The sequence below is a fragment of the Amycolatopsis xylanica genome, assembly GCF_900107045.1.
GTDB lineage: Bacteria > Actinomycetota > Actinomycetes > Mycobacteriales > Pseudonocardiaceae > Amycolatopsis > Amycolatopsis xylanica.
This window is the reverse complement of the sequence record NZ_FNON01000001.1, coordinates 585,836-603,354: the sequence shown is the minus strand read 5'-3', so window position 1 is coordinate 603,354 and position 17,519 is coordinate 585,836. Positions and strand designations below refer to the sequence as shown.

Below are 17,519 nucleotides of genomic sequence, written 5' to 3'. Positions count from 1 at the left end.
GAAGATATTCCTTGCCGTACAACGAGTCTTGGTGACCACGGTCTGCTTGGCTGGACTGGCCGCCTGTGCTCAGCCCGCCGCTCAGCCGATGCCGAGCATGCCGATGCCGCCTAGCGCCGCCACGGTGGCCGTCGACTCCGTGTCCATTAAGGACTTCGCGTACGCACCGGCGAAGGTCACCGTGAAGGCGGGCGCCACGGTCACCTGGCGCAACGAAGACCAGGATCCGCACACCGTCACCAGCTCGGGCACGGGCGGCCCGCTGAAATCGCCGACGCTGAACACCGGTGACACCTTTCGCTTCACCTTCATAACGCCGGGGACTTATGAGTACCTGTGCACGATCCACCCGTTCATGACCGCGTCCGTGACGGTGACCCCGTGACCGCCGAAGACGGCCCCGAGGGCATGACGCGACGCCAGCTCCTGCGGCACACCGCCTGGTTCGGCGCGGCGGTCGTGCTGACGGTGACCGGCGGCGAGGTGCTCAGCCGGATCGCCGTCCCCGGCGAGGCGGACGCCACCGACGATCCCCGCGCGCTGCGCTTCGTCCAGATCAGCGACAGCCACCTGGGGTTCAAGGGCCCGGCCAACACCATGGTCGAGGACTCGTTCGCCGGCGCGATCAAGCAGATCAACGGGCTGCCGTACCGGCCGGATTTCGTCATGCACACCGGTGATCTGACCCATCTGTCCACCGCCGCCCAGTTCGATCAGGTCAAGCAGATGATGAGCGAGCTGCGCGCCGGGCACGTCTTCACGGTCCCCGGCGAGCACGACTCGATCGATGACACGGGCCAGAAATACCGGCAGGCCTTCGGCGCCGGGACCGCCGGGGACGGGTGGTACAGCTTCGATCTCCAAGGCGTCCACTTCCTGTCGCTGGTCAACACGCTGAGCCTGGAGAAGCTCGGTCATCTCGGCACCGACCAGCTGGAGTTCGTGCGCAAGGACGTGGCAGGCCTGTCCTCCGACACGCCGATCGTGGTGTTCAGCCATATCCCGCTGTTCGCGTTCTACAACGAGTGGGGCTGGGGCACCGACGACGCGACCCAGGCACTGAGTTACCTGCGCCGTTTCTCCTCGGTGACCTGCCTCAACGGCCACGTGCACCAGCTGTTCACCAAAACCGAAGGAAACGTGACCTTCCACAGCGCCACCACCACCGCGTACCCGTTGCCGCGTCCCGGCGACGGCCCCGCGCCGAAGCCGGTCACCCTGCCCGCCGGGAAGCTGCGGGACGCGCTGGGCATCCGGGAAGTCGCCTACCGCCAAGGAAACCGGTCGCTGGCCGTCAAGGACGTGAAACTCGCATGAGCCCGCTTCGATCGCTCGCGCCACGGCTGGCCGTCGCGGGTTGCTTGGGTACCACGGGCTTCGTGCACGCGGAGCTCTACCTGCACGGCTACCGGGTGATTCCTTTTGTGGGCAAAGCGTTTCTGTGGCAGGCCAGCGGTTCCCTCGCGGTCGCGTCGCTCCTGCTGCTGGCGAATCCGGGCATCCTGAGATTGGCCGCCGCGGCCCTGTCCGCGGGCGCGTTAGGCGGATTCGTGCTGTCCCGCACGATCGGCATCTTCGGCTTCGTCGAACACGGCTGGCAGCCCACGCCCCAAGCACTGGTCAGTGTGCTCGCCGAGCTGGCCACCCTGGCCTTCCTCGCCATCCCGTTCGTACTGGACCACAGAGCACGTAGCCGGGTCAGCCGGGACATGCCGATGTGATGAGGCCCCAGCGCCCGTTCGCGACCCCGACGGGGAGCCGCGAACGGGCCGTATCCGGTGGAACCATCGCTCAGCGACGTTCGGTCAGCACTCCGAGTGCTGGAGGGTCTGGAAGATGTCGATCACGTCGAACGCCGCAGGGTCGAAGCCGAACGAAGCGAACATGAGGTAATGCGGCGGCGGGTCGCCGTCGTCCATGCGCGGGCTGTCGAACGCTCCCCTGCTGAACAGGTTGAACCCGGACGACGTGCGGAACCTGAACGTGGAATGCCAGACGTCGCCGAAGTGCGTGTGGTACGTGAGAGTCGTTGCCCGGAACGAGGCCGTCCCATCCGAGTTGAGCGTGAGGGTCCCGCCGTTCTGCTGGCAGTCACCCACGTGCAGCTCGGGCCACGTCGCGGTTTTGACCCGCAGCGCGTTGATGTGGGCCACCGGTGAGGAGGGTTGTCCCGCGGCCTGCGCGGCCGGGACGCCGGCTAGCGACGCGATACCGACCGCGGCCATGACGAGAACCGGTTTGAGCCTGGGAATCTTGAACTTCATGTCTGTTTCTCGCCCCTCTGAGAGCTCCTACTTGGCGGGAACCTGCTGTCCCCATCCAGTAGGCGCGACACCGCTGTTCCACCCCGTTCCACGGTGTTCCACGGTGTTCCACCTCCAGTCATGCCTGCCCGGGTCGCTGTCGCCCCGTAGAGATCGCAGCCGTTTCTGGCGCGCCAGTTGATCATCCGCACATATGGCGCCCGGGCCGGATGGCGGCTGCGATGTCATGACCGTTCGCGACCGTGATGACATCACCGGCATCGAGCAGGTCGGCGGGAAGGTGCCGATGCTGGCCGGGCGTGATCAGGAGAATGGGACCGCCGACCGGCATGATCACCGCATTGGCGCGCCGCGCGAACTCGGCGACCAAGTCGAGGACATCGCCGTCGGTGAAACGACTGAGCATCAAGCCGTCAAAGGACTCGCCGTCGACTCGAGCGTAGATGTCCGACTCGCTGGAGTCCGCGGCCACAACGTGCCAGTAGTTGCGTGCGGGTTCCGTTCGGTCGATCCGAGGACCGAACACCGCGTGGAACGCGGCGCTGGGCAGTAGCGCGGCCGTGCCGTGATGGAAGCCTTGGACGAAGACATCGAAGCTCACAGCGGTCGACCATACGGGGTCTTGGACGTGGCGGAGGAACACGGCGCGCAAGAGGCGGCCGCGCTGGCCGACGTCTTCGGCGAATGATCTATGGTCCGGCACGATCTGGAGTCCACAGTGGACAGCTTTCATCGTCTCGTCCGTGTGAGCCGCTACCCCGTCGCCTTGTCGAGGACGCCACTGACGTAGAGCACGCCACCCATGCGCAGGTCGTCATCCCGGAGGGGCGGGTGGGCGTTGGCCGCGAACAGGTCTCGGTTGCTGGTTCCGTTCAGCGTCCAGCCACGGTCGGCCAGGTAGGGAGCCGCTTCGTTGCGCTCACCGAAATAACGCAGCCTCGCGTGGTCGAGATGAAAACCGTGCGCACGCCAGCGTTCGGAGACGCGGTTCAGGCCTTCCTTCGTCTTGTCCTCGTCGCCAGGTCGAGGGTTGGGCCTGCTCTCAGTGGCCACCCGGCTTCCTGGTGCGCTGAGGTCGGTGACGGTGTCCAGCAGGCGGTCCTGCGCCTCTAGTGGCAGGTAGCCCAGCAGCCCCTCGGCGCTCCACGCGGTCGGCTGGGCAGGGTCGAACCCGGCGTCGCGCAGCGCGGTGGGCCACTCGTCGCGCAGATCGATCGCGACCACTCGGCGGTCGGCGGTGGGCACGGCGCCCAGCTCGGCCAGTGTGCGAGTCTTGAATGCGATCACCTGCGGCTGATCGATCTCGTACACCACGGTCCCGGTCGGCCAAGGCAGCCGGTACGCGCGGGAATCCAGCCCTGAGGCCAGAATCACCACCTGCGTGATGCCCTCGTTCGCCGCGTTCAGGAAGAACTCGTCGTAGAACCTGGTACGTACCTTGGCTCCGTCGATCACCTCCTGCCCGACCAGGTCGCCAGGGTCGGCTTCACCGGTCGCGAGCCGGGTGAGGATGTCGATGCCGACCGCCCGGACAAGTGGTTCGGCGAACGGGTCGTCGATGAGCGACCGATCCGTTCGCATCGCCATCGCCCGCGCCACCGCGGCCAAAGTGGCGGTCGCGCCGACACCGGACGCCAGATCCCAGGTGTCACCGTCCTGCCTGGCAGAAGTCATGCGCCGTCCCGTCTTTCGGTGGATTCGAATCGGCCCGTCGCGGCCACGATCACTGCCAGCGCATCGCTCGCGGTTTCCGCCACCGGCGAGAGACGAACCGAGTGCCGTAGACGAGGGCGAACGCCAAGCCGAGCAGAGCACCGACCACGAGAAAGAAGGCCCAAAATCCGATTGCGGCCCACACATCATCGATGTTCGCCAGCAACGGCACGAGCGGGCCCACGACCGCGAGAGGGGCCAGAAGCCAGCAATACAAGTAGGTGCGGATCACCTCCCCCGGAACCAGCGAGGACCGGCCGAGAATGTCGTAACGCGAATGCGAACCGATCATGTGGACGCCGCCGCCCAGCGGATCCGGCTCGGCAGACCGCAGGTAGTACCGGCCGATCGGGAAAACCGGGCCCAGCAAGGTGAACCACAGTGTCATGAAGTGCGCGCCGGAGGCGTCGGTCGGAGTTGAGGAAAGCAGTGTCCGGCCCACCCCGTTCATCGAGGTGATGGTGCGCAGTTTCTCGCGCTCGCCTGGGGTCAGATGTCTCACGATGTCTGGCATTGCGTCAGTGGCATCTTTCAGAACGGCGGTGAGGGCGAAGTCTCGGACGGCGAGTCGAGGGTATCCGGCCTATGCCCGCTGGGGTGACACCTCTGTAGAAATGGCCGGAACAGGCCAATAGACCCATGGCTGCGGTCACCCCTGCTGTCTGGCGACGTGCGCGGCATACACGGCTTGGAGGAATCCGAAGTTGCCACGCTCACCCTCGGCCGGGAGTCGGTCGCAGGCCACGTCGGCGACCGGCGCACGTCGCTGCGAGACAGCCGAGAACACCAAGGCAAGACAAGACCGAGCGGATTTACCGGTCGTAGCCTAGGTATTCATCGCGGGGGCGATGCCGAGCATGGTTTCCAGTGGTCCGCGGGTTCGATGCCGGTCAGATCCAACCGCCACCCCGACTCCAGCACCCCGCCCTCCGGCGACCGGTCGCGGGTGCTGCGAGGGTGGATTCTTGATCGGCTACCTTGCCGGGGTGGATATCCAGGTACTGGAGGGTGCGCTCATCGAGGCACCCACATGCGCTGCTACCGGAATGGACCGCCGTGCGTTCGGGGAGTTCATCGGCCCGCAGGGTGAACTGGCCTCGTACGCACTCGGCTGGACCACCGGGGCAGACCCGCACGTCGCCCGCCTGTCGGTCGGGATCGGCGCCGGCAACCCCGGCGGCGGCACCTTCCATGCCGTCATTTTCGACAACGCGGACGGGCATGCGTTCTCGCTGACCGACGACCCGTTCGAACGCGTGCCGCAGGGCGGACCGGACCTGACCGCGGAACAGGCACGCGCCCATGCGGACCTGCCGTTCATCTGGTGGGTCACCGACCAGGTCATGCAGCGCGACCGACGAGCCTGGTGGATGCGGCACTGGCTGCTGCGAACCACCTGCGTCCAGACCCGAGAGGTCTTCGAGCGCCGCGAGCCCATCCTGTTCGTCAAGCACGACGCCGACGACGGCGTCTGGCAGCTCATCGGCACCTCCGACGCCGACGGCAGCACCGCCAAGATCGGACACCTGCACCACGCCATCGACGAAGACCAAAGCCTGATCGACATCCTCGACCTGCCACCCGGCGGCAGCGCGACACGAATCGGCGCCGGAGATCCTTGGAGCGGCCGCTTCTACTGAGGGGAAGGTCAAATATGGCGTGTTCCGGGGCTGGCCGGTGTGGAGTTCCTTGGCCGGGTTCGAGGTGGTTACGCAATGAAGCGAGGGTGCCCTTGAGTGCGTAGTAAGCACTCGGGGGTCCCCTCGCTGCGCGATCAAACTCGGATCAGAGGGACTGCCGACGCGAGTGGTACCTCTGCTGCATCTAACGGAGCAGAGGTACCACTCGCGCAAGCCTTGTCAGGCGGAGCGAGGGGATCCCCCGCGGCATTGAACGCAGCAGGGGAACCCCTCGCTCACGCCTGACAAGGCTTGCGCAGGTGCGTGAAGGAGGCCCTCACCCAGCCGCCCAGACCCGCCACGTTCGGCTTTCCGCCCAAGAGACCACCACCCGAAGGACTGAGCTCAGCGCAGGTCGGCGCCGAGTGCCACGGCGAGCCGGGTGATCGCCTGGCGGCTGGTCTGGTCGCCTGCATGCTCAGGAAGCCAGGCGCAGGCAAGGTAAGCGCCGACGATAGTGGCGGTCGCGCAGGCGACGGAAAGGCACTCCTCGATCTGGGCCAGGGAAGGACCAGGGCCGGAGGGAAAGCGCGCGCCGGGCAGCTGAGCGCCGTTGATGACGTCGATGTCGAGGTGGAGGTAGACGGGGACGGGACCGAGCCGGTCGAGAACGGAAGCGATCGCGGCAGGCTCGGCGGGCATGCGGTGGACGTGACTGGCGGTGAGAGCGTCGCGCTCGGCGGGGTCGAGATCGCGGGCGTCAGCGAGCACGACGCTGGTATCGGGGACCGGCCGCAAGTCGAGCATGTCGTCGAACAAGCCCGGTGTGCGGCCGGTCAGCATCGCCAGTGCCATGCCGCCGAGGTAGCCGCTGGTCGAGATGGCGGGGGTGTTGAAGTCGCCATGGGCGTCCAGCCACAGTACGGCCAGGTCGCGATGGCGGCGCTGCAGCCCGGCCACCGCTGCCCGGGAGGTCGGGCAGTCGCCGGAAAGCACCAGGGGCCTGTCGGCCCGCGTCACCACGTCGGCTGCTGCCCGGTGCAGCAGGTTCATCCGGGCGGGGACGGGGCCTGCGGGGAGGACCGGGCGGACGACTTCGGTCGCGGTGGCGGGGATCGGGAAGGCTGGGATGTGCTCGTCGAGGTGCCAGGGCGTGACGATCAGATCCCAGGCGCCGCCGGTGCCGTGGTCAGCCACGAGGTGTTTCCCTTTCGTTCTGGCGGGCGAGCAGGTCGAGCAGCCGTCGCAGTTCGGCGGCGCCGGCCCGCAGGTGGGCGGTGAGCTCCGCCCTGGCTTGTTCGGGGGTGCCGTGCAGTGCGTCGAGTAGCCGGCGGTGGTCGTCCGTGGTGCGGCCGAGTTCACGGCGGGAGCGTTCGGCCAGCGCCAGGGCGAGGCGCTGTTCTTGCTGGAGCTGCTCGTGGAAGCGGCGCAGCCGGGGGCTGCCGCAGGCCCCGACCAGGGTGGCGTGGAAGAGCCGGTCGCCGTCGAGCGCGGCGGCGGTGTCACCGTCGGCGAAGGCGCGTTCTATCTGGTCGACCAGGTCGGCGAGTCTCTGGTAGATCACCGGGTCGCGGTGCTCGGTGAGGGCGTCGGCCGCTGCCAGCTCCACGGCGGCGCGGGCGGCGTAGAGGTCGGTGACATCCGGGCCGGTGATGTCCGCGACGACGATGCCGCGGTTCATCCGGTAATGGACCAGGCCCTCGCTTTCGAGGGTCCGCGCGGCCTCGCGGAGAGTGCTGCGGGAGACACCGAGCTCGGCGGCGACGGCGGCCTCGCGCAGTGGCGTGCCCGGCGGCAGCCTGCCGGACAAGATGGCCTGGCGGACGGCTTCGGCGGCCTGCTCGGTGGTGCTCTGCCGCTGGATGCCCGCGCCGAGGCCGGTGATCGGGTTCGGCACGGGTTCGGCATCCATGCGGCCCAGATTGCCATATTGTCCGACAATCCGGCAAGCGCGAAAAGACTCGTCAGGGCTGGATGTTCTCCAGGTCCGCGAGCAGGCTCGGGTGCTTGGGTTCCCAGCCGAGCACCTGCCGGGTGTGAGCACTCGACGAGGGCTGGTCGGCCGCGAAGATGGCGCCCAGGGCGCCGTAGGTCTGCGGGGGCACGGATTCGACGGGCAGATCCAGCCGCCTGCCGATGACCTCGGCGATGTCACGAACCGGGTCACCCTCGTCGGCCACTGCGTGCCAGGCGGTTCCGGCCTCGGCCCGCTCGAGTGCGAGCCGGAACAGGACCGCGGCGTCGTGTGCGTGCACGGCGGGCCAGCGCTGCGTGCCGTCGGCCGGGTAGCCGGACACTCCGGTTCGCCGCGCGATCCCGGTCAGGACCCCGGCGAACCCGCCCGCGCCGTTGTTGTGGACGGTCCGCGGCAGGCGGACGGCCGAGCTCCGGACACCGCGCGAGGCCAGATCCAAGACTCCCATGACCGCGCGGCCCCGGCCACCGAGCGGACCTTCGGCCGGAATCGAGTCGGCCTCCGTGGAGGCACGGCCAGGCACGGCGGGCGTGCCCGAGCAGGTGACGAAAGGTCGGTCGCTGCCGACGAGCGCCTCGCCGAGCGCGGCGAGGGCGGCGCTTTCCTCGGCGACCGCGTTCGCCAGCGCTTCGGGGCTGCTGAAGTCGTTGGCGAAGGCCAGGTGGATCACGCCGTCAGCCTTGGTGACGCCCGCACGCAAGACGTCCAGGTCGGCCAAGCCTCCCCGGATCGGCTCGGCGCCGGCCGCCTCGGCGACCTGGGCCGAGGCGTCGGAACGGGTGAGTGCGAGGACGGTGTGGCCGTTGCCCAGCAGCTCGGCGACGACCGCGGACCCGATCAGGCCGGTGCCGCCGGTGATGAAGACACGCATGAAACTCTCCCGTCAGTGATGGGACTCTTGTCCCATCACAGTAGCAGGGTGACGGGACAAAAGTCCCATCACCTAGACTGGGTCCCATGGGCCGATGGGAACCGGGAGCGCGCGAACGCCTCGTCGTGGCGGCCGTCGACCTGTTCACCGAGCAGGGTTACGACGCCACCACGGTCGCGCAGATCGCCGAGCGCGCCGGGGTCACCAAAAGCACCTTCTTCCGGCACTTCCCCGACAAACGCGAGCTGCTGGTCGCCGGACAGGAAACCCTCTGCAGGCTGCTGACCGAAGGCATTGCCGAGGCGCCCGACGGCACCAGCCCACTCGACGCGGTCGCCGCCGGTCTCGTGCGTGCCTCGACCGCGATAGGCCCGGTGAGCCGGGAGATCGCCCCGCGCCTGAAGGCCGCCGTGGCCGCCAGCACCGAACTTCAGGAGCGCGACGCACTCAAGAGCGTCAGCCTGGCGGCCGCGATGAGCGCCGCCCTGGTCGCACGGGGCGTGCCCGATCCGACCGCCGCCCTGGCCGGTGAACTCGGCGTCCTCGCCTTCAAGCGCGGGTACCTCGAATGGTCCAGCGGCGACCGTGTCGCCGAGGACGGGTTCGCGGCGTGTCTCCTCAAAGCCCTCGACGAGCTGCGCGCCGCGAGCGCGTCACTGGGCTGACGTGGTGGCCAGCAAGCCGGGGTGGTCGGTCGTGCCCATCATGTCGATCTTGGTGGCATGGGTGAACGACAGGTCATCGCTGACGACCACGTGTTGGACGTCGCCGTCGCTCCGGCGCGAGAACCCAGGCGGGTCGCAGTCCCGCATGCCCGTGTCGTTCAGATTGAAGTCGCCGACGACGATGACAGGACGCGGATAGCCCGCCGCGCGGCGCATCAGGTCCTGGCATTGTGCGAGCGCGGTCGGTGCGTTGTCCGCGGACAGATGCGTAGTGCAAGCGCTGAGGCCGGCCGCGCGCAGACAGCCCCAGGACCGTAGTTCCCGGTAGCCGTCGGCGGCCGTGTACTGGGCGGTGTAGGTGCCGGTCTCCTCGATGGCGCCAGCGAACCTGCTCGAGACCATGATGATGTTGCCGTACCGCTGGCTACGGTCACGGCACAAAGTGGGCGTGCCATCGAGGTTGCGTGCCGCGACGAACAGTGCCCGCGCGGGCCCCATCGCCGTCCGCAGCCGGTCGAGGTCACCCGAACACGCCTCGTTCACCGACAGCACCTGCGGCTTGCCCGACCTGATCACTTCGGCGGCCTTCGCCAGCACCGCATCGCCTCGATAGCAGCCGGCCATGCCACCGTGGCAGATGTTGAGCTGGAGCACGGTGATCGTGTTGCCTGCGCTCGTGGAGTCCGACGACGGTATGACCAGAACCCCGAGCGCCACCAGGACGATGATCAGGCGGCTCATGGCGAAGACACTAATTCATCCCAACGTGACGACCCGCGCCCAAGCAGGAGGAACGTCGGGTTTGTAGTCGGGATCGTTCTCGTCTGGTTGACGCCGGCGGGGAAAGAGCCCTACGACCGTCCGGGCGGGCGGTCGTGCCTTGGGCCAAGGGGTGTCACCATCAGTCAGAGCGACGATGACATCGGGACGGGGACTGCCGCGCAGCGCCTTGGCGAAGCCGGTCCGCAAATCGGTGCCACCGCCACCCACCAAGGGAATCCCTTCGGCACGGCACAACTGCTGTGTGCTGTGGGCGGCGGCGTCACACGAGAGGACCGAGACGAGATCGCGCCTGCCGCCCACCGCGCGGACGATCGCGGCGATTTCGACGAGCGCGGTGCCCAGCTCGGCGTCGCTCACCGACGCGGAGGTGTCGACGATCACGCACACATGGGGTGGACGGCGCCGCAGGCTCGGCATGATGACCCCTGGCACGCTCGCCGACCTGCGCGAAGGCCGGCCGTAGGTGTAGTCCTCGCCGACGCCTGGGCCGGAAACGGCGGACCGGACCGCCGCGCCGAGCAGTTCCCGCCACGGCTGTGGCGGCTGGAACGCCTCCTGCGCCCAGCGCTGCCAGCCCTGCGGAACGCTGCCCGGGCTGCCGTTGATGCCTTGTGCGACGCGGAATCGGACGGCATCGCGTTCCTGGTCGCTGAGCCCGTGCGCGCCGTCGGCGCCGAGATCCCAGTCCCGCTCGAGCCCGTCGGCGCCGCTGCCGCAGTCCAGCCAAGCGAATTCGGCGGTGGACGATCCGAGCCGGAACCGGCGCAGGTAGTCCTCCATCAGCTCCCCGGCGGCCAGCCCGAGCAGTGCCGGTTCGACGGCGCCCTCGGGCCGGGCCAGCCCGTCGCCGAAGACGTCGTCGTTGATTTCGCAGTCCGCGGCGATGTTCATGCGCAAGCGTTCCGCGGGCCCGGTCAGCTCGTGCTTCGCGGCGAACCGGTCGCTGCGCCCGTGATGGTCACGCAGCAGATGGGAAACCTCGTGCACCCAGACACCGGCCAGCTCCTCCAACGGTGTCCGGTCCACGAACGACGGTGAGACATAGCAGCGCCAATGCCGGTCCACGGCCATCGTCGGCACGTGCCGTGATTCCACGGTGTGCAAGGCGAACAACGCCGTCGCCAGATACGGCCGGCTGCGCACGGCGTGGAGCCGGGCGGCGAAGAGCTTCTCCTCGTCGAGCTGCCCCGGCGTCATCGGCGGACACCCCCGGCGGCCACGGCCTGGTCCGCGCGCCGGGACACCGACACCACCCCGGCCAGTCGCTCGATCGAAGCCGGCACCTCCCAGTCGTCGCGGCGCAGCGCGGCGAGCGTGGCGGCGGGCACGACGACCAAATCCGGTGCGCCGGTGTCCAAAGCCAGCACCAGCAACGACCATGCCGCGTTCCAGCGGTCCTGGTCCGGCCGCTTGCGGACCGCTTCCACCACGCCGTCGAGCACCGTCTGGCGCAGATCGCCGCGTTCGGGCAGCACCGCCGACGCGGGATCCGCGAGCAGCGTCTCGGGGTCCGGCAGGTCCATCCGGTCCATGCTCGCCAGCAACTCCAGGCCCGGCCCGTCCCCGACGGTGCCGCGCACGAGCATGGACAGCACGTCCCGGGAAGCATCGGCCGCGGTGGCGAAAGCGACGAGCCGCAGAGTCATTTCCCAGCTGCGTGGCGACGGCCAGGCGCCACCGCGGCGTGCTTCGCTCTTCGGCAGTTGATGGACGAGTCCCGGCCGGGCGGCCAGCAGTCCGCAGACCGCCCGGCGGGCGAACGTCACCGCCTCGGGCAGCCGCGCCCTGTTCAACCTGGGCAGCTCCGCCTTGGGCCACGTCCCGCCCAGCCCACGCACCACGACGTCGTGGTCGTAGGTCCAGTGCAGATGGACGAATCGGTTGGCCAGCGGCGGGCTGAGCTCCCAGCCGTCGGCCGCCGAGGACCGCGGGTTGGCGGCGGCCACGATCCGGACACCCGGCGGCAGGCGCAGCGCGCCGACCCGTCGCTCGAGCACGACGCGCAGCAACGCGGCCTGCACCGCGGGCGGCGCGGTGGACAGCTCGTCCAGGAACAAGAGGCCCCGGCCCGCCCGGACCAGGCGCACGGCCCAGTCCGGCGGGGCCATCGGCACCCCCTGCACCGCGGGATCGTCGCCGACCACCGGCAGACCGGCGAAGTCGGACGGCTCGTGCACGCTCGCGATCACCGTGGTCAGTGGCAGCTCGACGGCTTCCGCGAGCTGGTTCAGCGCCGCGGTCTTGCCGATGCCCGGCTCACCCCACAGCAGCACCGGCAAATCGGCGGACACGGCCAGCGTCAAGGCTTCCAGCTGGATGTCCACCCGCGACTCGGTGGTCGTGTCGTCGAGCATGGCGAGCAGCCCGGCGGAAATATCCATGGCAGTAGACAGTTTTGATCACCTTCGGGTCGAGGTATGCGGGTTCAGCGAAGCGTCGCGCGACGGCGACGGCGGTCCTGTTTGGACGAAGGAGGCCGATAACCGGCCAGTCCGGCCCGGTAAAGCCCATGAGCCACCTGGCGGCGCACCGCCGTCTCAAGCTCATCGCGCAACGCGCCATCGCGCAAGAGCACGTCCGGGCCGAGCAGAGCTTCGACGGCGGCGAGTGCGCCCGCGGTGTCGCCGTGGTCCAGCCTGGCGCGAACCTCCACCAGGTTTTCCGGATGGCGGTGTGCCTCGTCGATGGCACGCAGGCACGGCAACTCGGTGCCGCCCAAGGCCCCCAGCAGCTCCTCGCGGCGCACCTCGCCGGCGTCATGGTCCAGCGCGACGAGCACGCCGTTCACCACCCCGAGGCGATGCGTGGCACCCCGGCATTCGACAAGGCGCGAATTCCTTACCGCGCAAGGATTCCGCGACGGGCGATGGCCGGGCCGAAGTGCCGACGCGACGAGCGGATGCAGCCGGTCCGCATCGATCAACCCGGCATGAAGCAACTCCAGATCGGGCAGTACCCAGGTCGCAGCCTCGGGCAGGACCGGCGCCGCACGGTCAAAGGCCATCTCGCGCGGCGTGCCCAGGTTCAGCATCAGCTTGTGCCGGGCGGAAAGCCGCACTGCGACAACGTCGCCCTCGCGTCCCTCGTCGCGCAGCAAGAGCTCTGCCTCGGCCTGCCACCGATCCACGGCACAAGCACCGACTCCGGGAGGGAGCCAATCCCGCGCGAAGTCCAACGGCCAGCGGCCGGCCCGCTCCCGTAACTCACCGGCCCTGCGCACGTCCCATAAATGGCGGTGCAAATCGAGGCGATACCGGCGGGCGGGGCGGGGATGCGGATGAAGACCCGCCCCCGGATCGCCCCGGGACGGCGCCCAGAGCGCGAGGCTGATCCGCTGACCGGCATCGGCCCACGCAGGCGGCGTCCGCGCCACCAGGTGGATCGCACGTTCGCCCTCGGCCGCCGGACCGTACCGCGCCAGGGAAACCGTGAGACCGGGCCGCAGCACACCATCCGGCCCGATCCTCGGAAAATGCCAGCGAAGCAGGTCCGGAGCCAGATGTCGCAGATCGGCGCGGACCTGTGCGGCCACGGAATCACCATGGGCGCGGCCCACCGCTCGCAGGTTCAGATCCACGTCGACGTGCGCGGCAGCGCACGCTCCGGCCCAATCGCCCAGTTCACGGCGGGCGGTCGCCGTCTCGATCATCGACGGTGGCACGGCGAACTCACGCACTCGTGCCCAGAAAAGGAGTCTTGGGTTCTCATTCGCGGTCAAAGGGTGCATCAGCACTCACCTTGGGCGAACGGAACCTCCGATCGGCTTGAGTAGGTACTCATCTCCTCAAGCGTAACAGGATCAACGCGAAGCGGGAGATGTTTATCAAGCCGCCGGAACCGGCCATGCCGTTTCATCGGGATTTCATCGGCCTTCTCTACCTTCGCCGTCAAGGCAGCGAGGAGCGGGCGAAGGCGGGGGTATGACGGGCGAACCCGGTGTGGGGACCATCGTGGACACGGCGTCAGCGGGCGTGGAAGACCTGGCGGGGGCGGCCATCGGCATGGCCGGGGACTTGGCGGAGCCCATCATCGGGATGCTGCGCAATGTCTGGGAGGGCTACTTCGGGTCGCCCACTCTCCCGGACGGGACCAACTGGAACGCCTACACCCACGAGCAGCTGTATCGGATGTTGTGGGACGACGCCGATGTCGGCGACGTGAGCGCGGTCGCGGCGGAGTGGGATCGGCACGGCACCGAGCTCACCAACCACGCCGAAACGCTTCGTGACCAGCGTGGTTCCCTCAAGGAGAACTGGAGCGGGCAAGCCGCCGAACGGGCCGCGGACCGGCTCGGGGAACTCAGCCAGCGGACCTCCGGGATCGGGAGCCGAGCGGCGACCGTCGGCGAGGCGGCTCAAGGTGCCGGGGACGCGCTGGCCACCGCGCGCAACACCATGCCACCGCCGCCGGGGGACGCGCTGGGGCCCGCCGCGAGTGCCGCGGTCGCCGGGGCCGGGGCGGGTGCGGCGATCGGGGCGATCGTCGGCGCGGGCGCCGGTGGGGTCGGCGCCGGGCCGGGCGCGTTGATCGGGGCCGCGATCGGCGCGGTCGCCGCCGGTGGCGCGAGCCTGTTCCTCGCCGATGTCGCGGCCGCCGAGCAGAAGGCCGAAGCCGTGCATGTCATGCAGCGCTACGAGGAAAGCCTGCGCACCAGCAGCGAAGCCGTCGCGCCCGCCGGGTCCACGAAGGCCAAGGCGTTCGGCGGGCTGGGTGCCGACGAGACGACCAGCGCGGCCGGCTACGCGGGCGGGTACCAGGACGGCTCCCCGGGTTCCGGCGCCGGGCTGCCTTGGCGGCAGGCGACCGGAGCCGGGTTGACAGGTGGGCTGATGACCGGCGGCGGGCTGGCCGCCGCGCTGGCCGGGCGGGCGGCGATGGCCCAGCTCGCCGCGGCGCGGGCCGCGGGCAACGGCGGGATGATGCCGGGCCAGGGCGCGCGTGCCCAAGGCGAGGAAGAGAAAGAGCACAAGAACCGCATGCCCGTCTTCGACCAGCCGCTGCTCGACGCCGACGAGATGACCAGCACGCCGGTCATCGGGCTGTGACGGACGGGAGCGGACACATGCCAGGATTTCGCGTCGTACCCGGGGAACTGACCGCGCAGGTCACGGCGATCAGCACCGTCGGCGATCAGACGGCGGCGCTCGTCGGTTCCGCGAACCGGCTCGCCGAACGGCTACCGCCGCTCGGGACCGCGCCGCCCGCGCTGCATCTCGCGCAGCGGCTGCGGGAAGCGGCCGGGCGGAGCGGGCTCACCGGAGAGGTCAGCGCGGCCGACACCGAGGTCACCGGCTTCCATCACGCGCTCAAGGCCACGGTCAGCCGGTATCTCGACCGGGAGTCCGATGGCGTGGAGGCGGTCAAGAAGGGCGGCCGGAAATGACGGCCGCCGTGACCGAAGCCGTCCACTTCGGACTGGTCGAGCTGGATCTGCTGGCCGCGCACGCCGGGACGGCTTTCCCGTTTCCCTTGCGGATTCCGTCTTTCGGGCGTATCGACGGGGAACGCGAAGTGCTGCTCGGCACGGCGGGCGCGACACTCGAGGCAAGCGGCCTCGCCGACGAGAACGGGCCGACCGGGATCGCCGCCGACGTGGTCGCGGCCTTGCGGCACCGGCGGGGCACGGTCGATCTGGTGGTGGCCGACGGCGACCAGACCATCGCGGCCGTGGCGATGGTCTGCCGGTCGTGGGCGTTGATCTGCCGGCAACGGCTCGACGACGAGCTGACCGGGATGGTGCGGGTCTGGCGCGTGCCCGAGGCGATGCTCGCCGACGAGCTGTTCGCGCTGGTGCCCGAATGCCCGGCGGCTCGGTCGATGCCGATCACCTTGCCCGCGTACGCCGTGGACGCGGCGGCGGGGCTGGCCGACGACAACGACCGCGAGCACGAGCGGCGGCTCCGGGCCCTGGTCCGGGACTGCGGCGGTGATCCGGCTGTGCTCGACCAGCTCGCCGGGCTGCTGTCGACGGTGATCGGACGCGGGCAGGTCGGCGCGACACGGGGCTCGGCGCGCATCGGCGCCGAGTTGTCGTGGCTGGACGGGCCGCGCGGACGCGTCCGGATCAATCGCGCCACCGGATGGGTGAGCGTGAATCCGTTGCGGCACAACGACTTAAGGCTGGCACTGAGCGAGCTGGCCATGGCTTCGAGGGGACCACGATGACGGCGGCACAGTGGCTGGCGGACTACGACGAGACTCTCGCACGCGCCGCGGCCAGTGCCCGGATGGCGAGCGATCGGCTGCGGCAGGTCGGCGGGAGCGCGATCTCGCCGCGCGGTGAGGTGCAGGTCCTGGTGGGCGCGAGTGGCGCGCTCGAAGATCTGCGGCTGACGCCGGCGGCGCGGACGCTCGAGGCCGATCAGCTCGCGCGGCTGATTCTGGCCACGGCTCAGCAGGCGCAGCGGGCGGTCGGGACGCAGGTCGTCGAGATCATGACCGGCTACCTGGGCGACGGGCCCGCGCTGGAGTTCGTCAAGGACCACCTGCCCGCCGAAGCCCGCCCTGCGCGCGACGACGACTACTTCACCAATCCACCGGAGATCACCCGATGAGCACACCCGGTTTCGAGGTCGACGCGGCCCAGATCCGCGCGCACGCCGCGAATGTCGGCGCGCTGGCCGATCAGCTTTCCGCTGTGTCACAAGGACTTCCGGACAGACTGGGGCCGCAGGCGCTCGGCGGGTTCGTCCAGCCGCTCACCGCCGGGCTGGGTGACGCGATGGCGCGGACCGTGGCCGCGCTCGCACATGCTTCGTCCACTGTGGACGACATGAGCACCGGGCTTGTCCATGCCGCCGACGGCTACGACCGGGCCGACGAGACGAACACGATGCGCTGGGAGGACTTCCGGTGACCGCGGACACTTCGCAGCTGCTCGCCGACCTGAAATCGACCACCGAGGCCGTGAAGAACCAGGACTGGGTCGCCGCGGGCCTCGGCGGCGCCACCACCGCGCTCGACCTGCTCGGGCCGGTGCCGAGCCCGCTGTCGGCGATCGCGGGCGCGGGCTTCGGCATGGTGATGGACCTCGTCTCGTTTCTCGAAGAGCCGCTCAAGCAGCTCGAAGGCGACCCGAGCCCGGTCTCGTCGAACTCGCGGAGCCTCGACGGCGCCGGGCGGAACGTCGCCTCCGCGGCCGATTCGTATCGCGAGTCGTCGGACAAGGAAACGACCGGGTGGTCGGGCGGAGCGGGCACGAGCTACCGGGACACGAGCAAGAAGCACGCCGACGGGATCAAGGCGCTCGGGCAGGCGAGCACGGCCGTCTCGCACGCGCTGTCCGGCGCCGGTCAGGTGGTCGCTCAGGTGACGGCGCTGGTCACCGGCCTGATCACCGAAGCGGCCGGGAAGATCATCCCGATCATGACCCAGGCGGTGGCCGCCGCACCCGCCACGTTCGGCGCGAGCGTGGCGGCGGCGATTCCGCAGGTCGTGCAGATCGCCGTGGAGTACGGCCAGAAGATCGCCGAGAAGATGGGCACGCTGCTGGCCAGCTCGGACAACCTGCTGCGGCTGCTGCAGGCGGTGCTCGGCACCGTCGAGGCGGTCACCACCGCGCTCACCCAGCTCAGTGCCGGAGCGAAGGGCGATAAGGTGCGCTGAAAATCGCACGACCGGATGAGGCGG

At 69.5% G+C, this 17,519-nt stretch carries 22 protein-coding genes; 11 read left to right on the top strand and 11 right to left on the bottom strand.

Translation table 11 applies throughout. The features are described from left to right. Positions 1–31 precede the first annotated feature (31 nt). Genes BLV57_RS02590 through BLV57_RS02580 form a run of 3 tightly spaced genes read left to right on the top strand, consistent with a single transcriptional unit; the run spans position 32 to position 1,721 of the window. Complete coding sequence (locus BLV57_RS02590) at positions 32–385, top strand: cupredoxin domain-containing protein (RefSeq protein ID WP_245757114.1); 354 nt, start codon at positions 32–34, stop codon at positions 383–385. Further along, the gene (locus BLV57_RS02585) at positions 382–1,317 is read left to right on the top strand and encodes a metallophosphoesterase family protein (RefSeq protein ID WP_245757113.1); all 936 of its coding nucleotides are present in this window, start codon (positions 382–384) and stop codon (positions 1,315–1,317) included. The genes BLV57_RS02590 and BLV57_RS02585 overlap by 4 nt, the downstream gene beginning before the upstream one ends. Next, a complete protein-coding gene (locus tag BLV57_RS02580; RefSeq protein ID WP_091286072.1) occupies positions 1,314–1,721 on the top strand; it encodes a hypothetical protein in 408 nt (135 codons plus the stop codon). The genes BLV57_RS02585 and BLV57_RS02580 overlap by 4 nt, the downstream gene beginning before the upstream one ends. 84 nt (positions 1,722–1,805) lie before the next feature. Here BLV57_RS02580 and BLV57_RS02575 read toward each other — a convergent pair whose 3' ends face one another. The 4 genes from BLV57_RS02575 to BLV57_RS02560 all read right to left on the bottom strand — a co-directional run bounded on the left by BLV57_RS02575 (position 1,806) and on the right by BLV57_RS02560 (position 4,491). Then, a complete protein-coding gene (locus BLV57_RS02575; RefSeq protein WP_091286070.1) occupies positions 1,806–2,264 on the bottom strand; it encodes a DUF6294 family protein in 459 nt (152 codons plus the stop codon). A gap of 181 nt (positions 2,265–2,445) precedes the next feature. Then, positions 2,446–2,997 (bottom strand): hypothetical protein, encoded by a 552-nt coding sequence (locus BLV57_RS02570; RefSeq protein ID WP_091286068.1) that lies wholly within the window; start codon positions 2,995–2,997, stop codon positions 2,446–2,448. 20 nt (positions 2,998–3,017) lie between these two features. After that, positions 3,018–3,938, bottom strand: a complete 921-nt coding sequence (locus BLV57_RS02565) for an SAM-dependent methyltransferase (protein WP_091286065.1) — start codon at positions 3,936–3,938, stop codon at positions 3,018–3,020. A gap of 49 nt (positions 3,939–3,987) precedes the next feature. Continuing rightward, positions 3,988–4,491, bottom strand: a complete 504-nt coding sequence (locus BLV57_RS02560; RefSeq protein ID WP_091286064.1) for a hypothetical protein — start codon at positions 4,489–4,491, stop codon at positions 3,988–3,990. Positions 4,492–4,963: 472 nt separating this feature from the next. Here BLV57_RS02560 and BLV57_RS02555 point away from each other — a divergent pair, with 472 nt between their 5' ends. Beyond that, complete coding sequence (locus BLV57_RS02555) at positions 4,964–5,617, top strand: hypothetical protein (RefSeq protein ID WP_091286061.1); 654 nt, start codon at positions 4,964–4,966, stop codon at positions 5,615–5,617. 384 nt (positions 5,618–6,001) lie between these two features. Here the strand turns inward: BLV57_RS02555 and BLV57_RS02550 are convergent, their stop codons facing one another. The 3 genes from BLV57_RS02550 to BLV57_RS02540 are packed head-to-tail and all read right to left on the bottom strand — an operon-like array spanning position 6,002 to position 8,442. Beyond that, positions 6,002–6,793, bottom strand: a complete 792-nt coding sequence (locus tag BLV57_RS02550) for an arginase family protein (RefSeq protein ID WP_091286059.1) — start codon at positions 6,791–6,793, stop codon at positions 6,002–6,004. After that, positions 6,786–7,508, bottom strand: coding sequence for a GntR family transcriptional regulator (locus tag BLV57_RS02545; protein ID WP_091286057.1), 723 nt, complete (start codon positions 7,506–7,508; stop codon positions 6,786–6,788). The genes BLV57_RS02550 and BLV57_RS02545 overlap by 8 nt, the downstream gene beginning before the upstream one ends. A 52-nt stretch (positions 7,509–7,560) precedes the next feature. Beyond that, a complete protein-coding gene (locus BLV57_RS02540; protein ID WP_091286054.1) occupies positions 7,561–8,442 on the bottom strand; it encodes an SDR family oxidoreductase in 882 nt (293 codons plus the stop codon). Between the two features lie 86 nt (positions 8,443–8,528). On the opposite strand from BLV57_RS02540, the gene BLV57_RS02535 reads away from it, so the two are divergent. Continuing rightward, positions 8,529–9,107 (top strand): TetR/AcrR family transcriptional regulator, encoded by a 579-nt coding sequence (locus BLV57_RS02535; RefSeq protein WP_091286052.1) that lies wholly within the window; start codon positions 8,529–8,531, stop codon positions 9,105–9,107. Here BLV57_RS02535 and BLV57_RS02530 read toward each other — a convergent pair. The 4 genes from BLV57_RS02530 to BLV57_RS02515 are packed head-to-tail and all read right to left on the bottom strand — an operon-like array spanning position 9,096 to position 13,566. Further along, positions 9,096–9,848, bottom strand: a complete 753-nt coding sequence (locus BLV57_RS02530) for an endonuclease/exonuclease/phosphatase family protein (RefSeq protein ID WP_091286049.1) — start codon at positions 9,846–9,848, stop codon at positions 9,096–9,098. The two genes, BLV57_RS02535 and BLV57_RS02530, sit on opposite strands and share 12 nt — an antisense overlap. A gap of 15 nt (positions 9,849–9,863) precedes the next feature. Continuing rightward, the gene (locus BLV57_RS02525) at positions 9,864–11,087 is read right to left on the bottom strand and encodes a vWA domain-containing protein (RefSeq protein ID WP_091286046.1); all 1,224 of its coding nucleotides are present in this window, start codon (positions 11,085–11,087) and stop codon (positions 9,864–9,866) included. Continuing rightward, positions 11,084–12,271 carry an AAA family ATPase gene (locus BLV57_RS02520; RefSeq protein ID WP_091286044.1) on the bottom strand — a complete coding sequence of 396 codons (1,188 nt, stop codon included), beginning with the start codon at positions 12,269–12,271 and terminating at the stop codon, positions 11,084–11,086. Before BLV57_RS02520 ends, BLV57_RS02525 begins: the two co-directional genes overlap by 4 nt. 44 nt (positions 12,272–12,315) lie before the next feature. Then, positions 12,316–13,566, bottom strand: coding sequence for a hypothetical protein (locus tag BLV57_RS02515; RefSeq protein ID WP_218134565.1), 1,251 nt, complete (start codon positions 13,564–13,566; stop codon positions 12,316–12,318). Between the two features lie 244 nt (positions 13,567–13,810). On the opposite strand from BLV57_RS02515, the gene BLV57_RS43155 reads away from it, so the two are divergent. The 6 genes from BLV57_RS43155 to BLV57_RS02480 are packed head-to-tail and all read left to right on the top strand — an operon-like array spanning position 13,811 to position 17,495. Continuing rightward, positions 13,811–14,935, top strand: a complete 1,125-nt coding sequence (locus BLV57_RS43155) for a WXG100 family type VII secretion target (RefSeq protein WP_176968476.1) — start codon at positions 13,811–13,813, stop codon at positions 14,933–14,935. 17 nt (positions 14,936–14,952) lie between these two features. Continuing rightward, a complete protein-coding gene (locus BLV57_RS02500; RefSeq protein WP_091286034.1) occupies positions 14,953–15,273 on the top strand; it encodes a hypothetical protein in 321 nt (106 codons plus the stop codon). Continuing rightward, positions 15,270–16,055: an ESX secretion-associated protein EspG gene (locus tag BLV57_RS02495; protein WP_091286031.1), complete on the top strand. Its 786-nt coding sequence runs from the start codon at positions 15,270–15,272 to the stop codon at positions 16,053–16,055. The genes BLV57_RS02500 and BLV57_RS02495 overlap by 4 nt, the downstream gene beginning before the upstream one ends. After that, positions 16,052–16,444, top strand: a complete 393-nt coding sequence (locus tag BLV57_RS02490) for a YbaB/EbfC family nucleoid-associated protein (protein ID WP_091286028.1) — start codon at positions 16,052–16,054, stop codon at positions 16,442–16,444. The genes BLV57_RS02495 and BLV57_RS02490 overlap by 4 nt, the downstream gene beginning before the upstream one ends. Then, complete coding sequence (locus BLV57_RS02485) at positions 16,441–16,746, top strand: type VII secretion target (protein ID WP_091286026.1); 306 nt, start codon at positions 16,441–16,443, stop codon at positions 16,744–16,746. Before BLV57_RS02490 ends, BLV57_RS02485 begins: the two co-directional genes overlap by 4 nt. After that, on the top strand, positions 16,743–17,495 hold the full coding sequence (locus BLV57_RS02480) for a hypothetical protein (protein WP_245757112.1): 753 nt from the start codon (positions 16,743–16,745) through the stop codon (positions 17,493–17,495). The genes BLV57_RS02485 and BLV57_RS02480 overlap by 4 nt, the downstream gene beginning before the upstream one ends. Positions 17,496–17,519 lie beyond the last annotated feature (24 nt).

What these genes read in the sequence shown, in the direction of transcription:
- BLV57_RS02580 (WP_091286072.1), top strand. Translation starts at nt 1,314, where the DNA reads ATGAGCCCGCTTCGATCGCTCGCGCCACGGCTGGCCGTCGCGGGTTGC.
- BLV57_RS02575 (WP_091286070.1), bottom strand. Translation starts at nt 2,264, where the DNA reads ATGAAGTTCAAGATTCCCAGGCTCAAACCGGTTCTCGTCATGGCCGCG.
- BLV57_RS02570 (WP_091286068.1), bottom strand. Translation starts at nt 2,997, where the DNA reads ATGAAAGCTGTCCACTGTGGACTCCAGATCGTGCCGGACCATAGATCA.
- BLV57_RS02565 (WP_091286065.1), bottom strand. Translation starts at nt 3,938, where the DNA reads ATGACTTCTGCCAGGCAGGACGGTGACACCTGGGATCTGGCGTCCGGT.
- BLV57_RS02560 (WP_091286064.1), bottom strand. Translation starts at nt 4,491, where the DNA reads ATGCCAGACATCGTGAGACATCTGACCCCAGGCGAGCGCGAGAAACTG.
- BLV57_RS02545 (WP_091286057.1), bottom strand. Translation starts at nt 7,508, where the DNA reads ATGGATGCCGAACCCGTGCCGAACCCGATCACCGGCCTCGGCGCGGGC.
- BLV57_RS02540 (WP_091286054.1), bottom strand. Translation starts at nt 8,442, where the DNA reads ATGCGTGTCTTCATCACCGGCGGCACCGGCCTGATCGGGTCCGCGGTC.
- BLV57_RS02535 (WP_091286052.1), top strand. Translation starts at nt 8,529, where the DNA reads ATGGGCCGATGGGAACCGGGAGCGCGCGAACGCCTCGTCGTGGCGGCC.
- BLV57_RS02530 (WP_091286049.1), bottom strand. Translation starts at nt 9,848, where the DNA reads ATGAGCCGCCTGATCATCGTCCTGGTGGCGCTCGGGGTTCTGGTCATA.
- BLV57_RS02525 (WP_091286046.1), bottom strand. Translation starts at nt 11,087, where the DNA reads ATGACGCCGGGGCAGCTCGACGAGGAGAAGCTCTTCGCCGCCCGGCTC.
- BLV57_RS02520 (WP_091286044.1), bottom strand. Translation starts at nt 12,271, where the DNA reads ATGGATATTTCCGCCGGGCTGCTCGCCATGCTCGACGACACGACCACC.
- BLV57_RS43155 (WP_176968476.1), top strand. Translation starts at nt 13,811, where the DNA reads ATGACGGGCGAACCCGGTGTGGGGACCATCGTGGACACGGCGTCAGCG.
- BLV57_RS02500 (WP_091286034.1), top strand. Translation starts at nt 14,953, where the DNA reads ATGCCAGGATTTCGCGTCGTACCCGGGGAACTGACCGCGCAGGTCACG.
- BLV57_RS02495 (WP_091286031.1), top strand. Translation starts at nt 15,270, where the DNA reads ATGACGGCCGCCGTGACCGAAGCCGTCCACTTCGGACTGGTCGAGCTG.
- BLV57_RS02490 (WP_091286028.1), top strand. Translation starts at nt 16,052, where the DNA reads ATGACGGCGGCACAGTGGCTGGCGGACTACGACGAGACTCTCGCACGC.
- BLV57_RS02485 (WP_091286026.1), top strand. Translation starts at nt 16,441, where the DNA reads ATGAGCACACCCGGTTTCGAGGTCGACGCGGCCCAGATCCGCGCGCAC.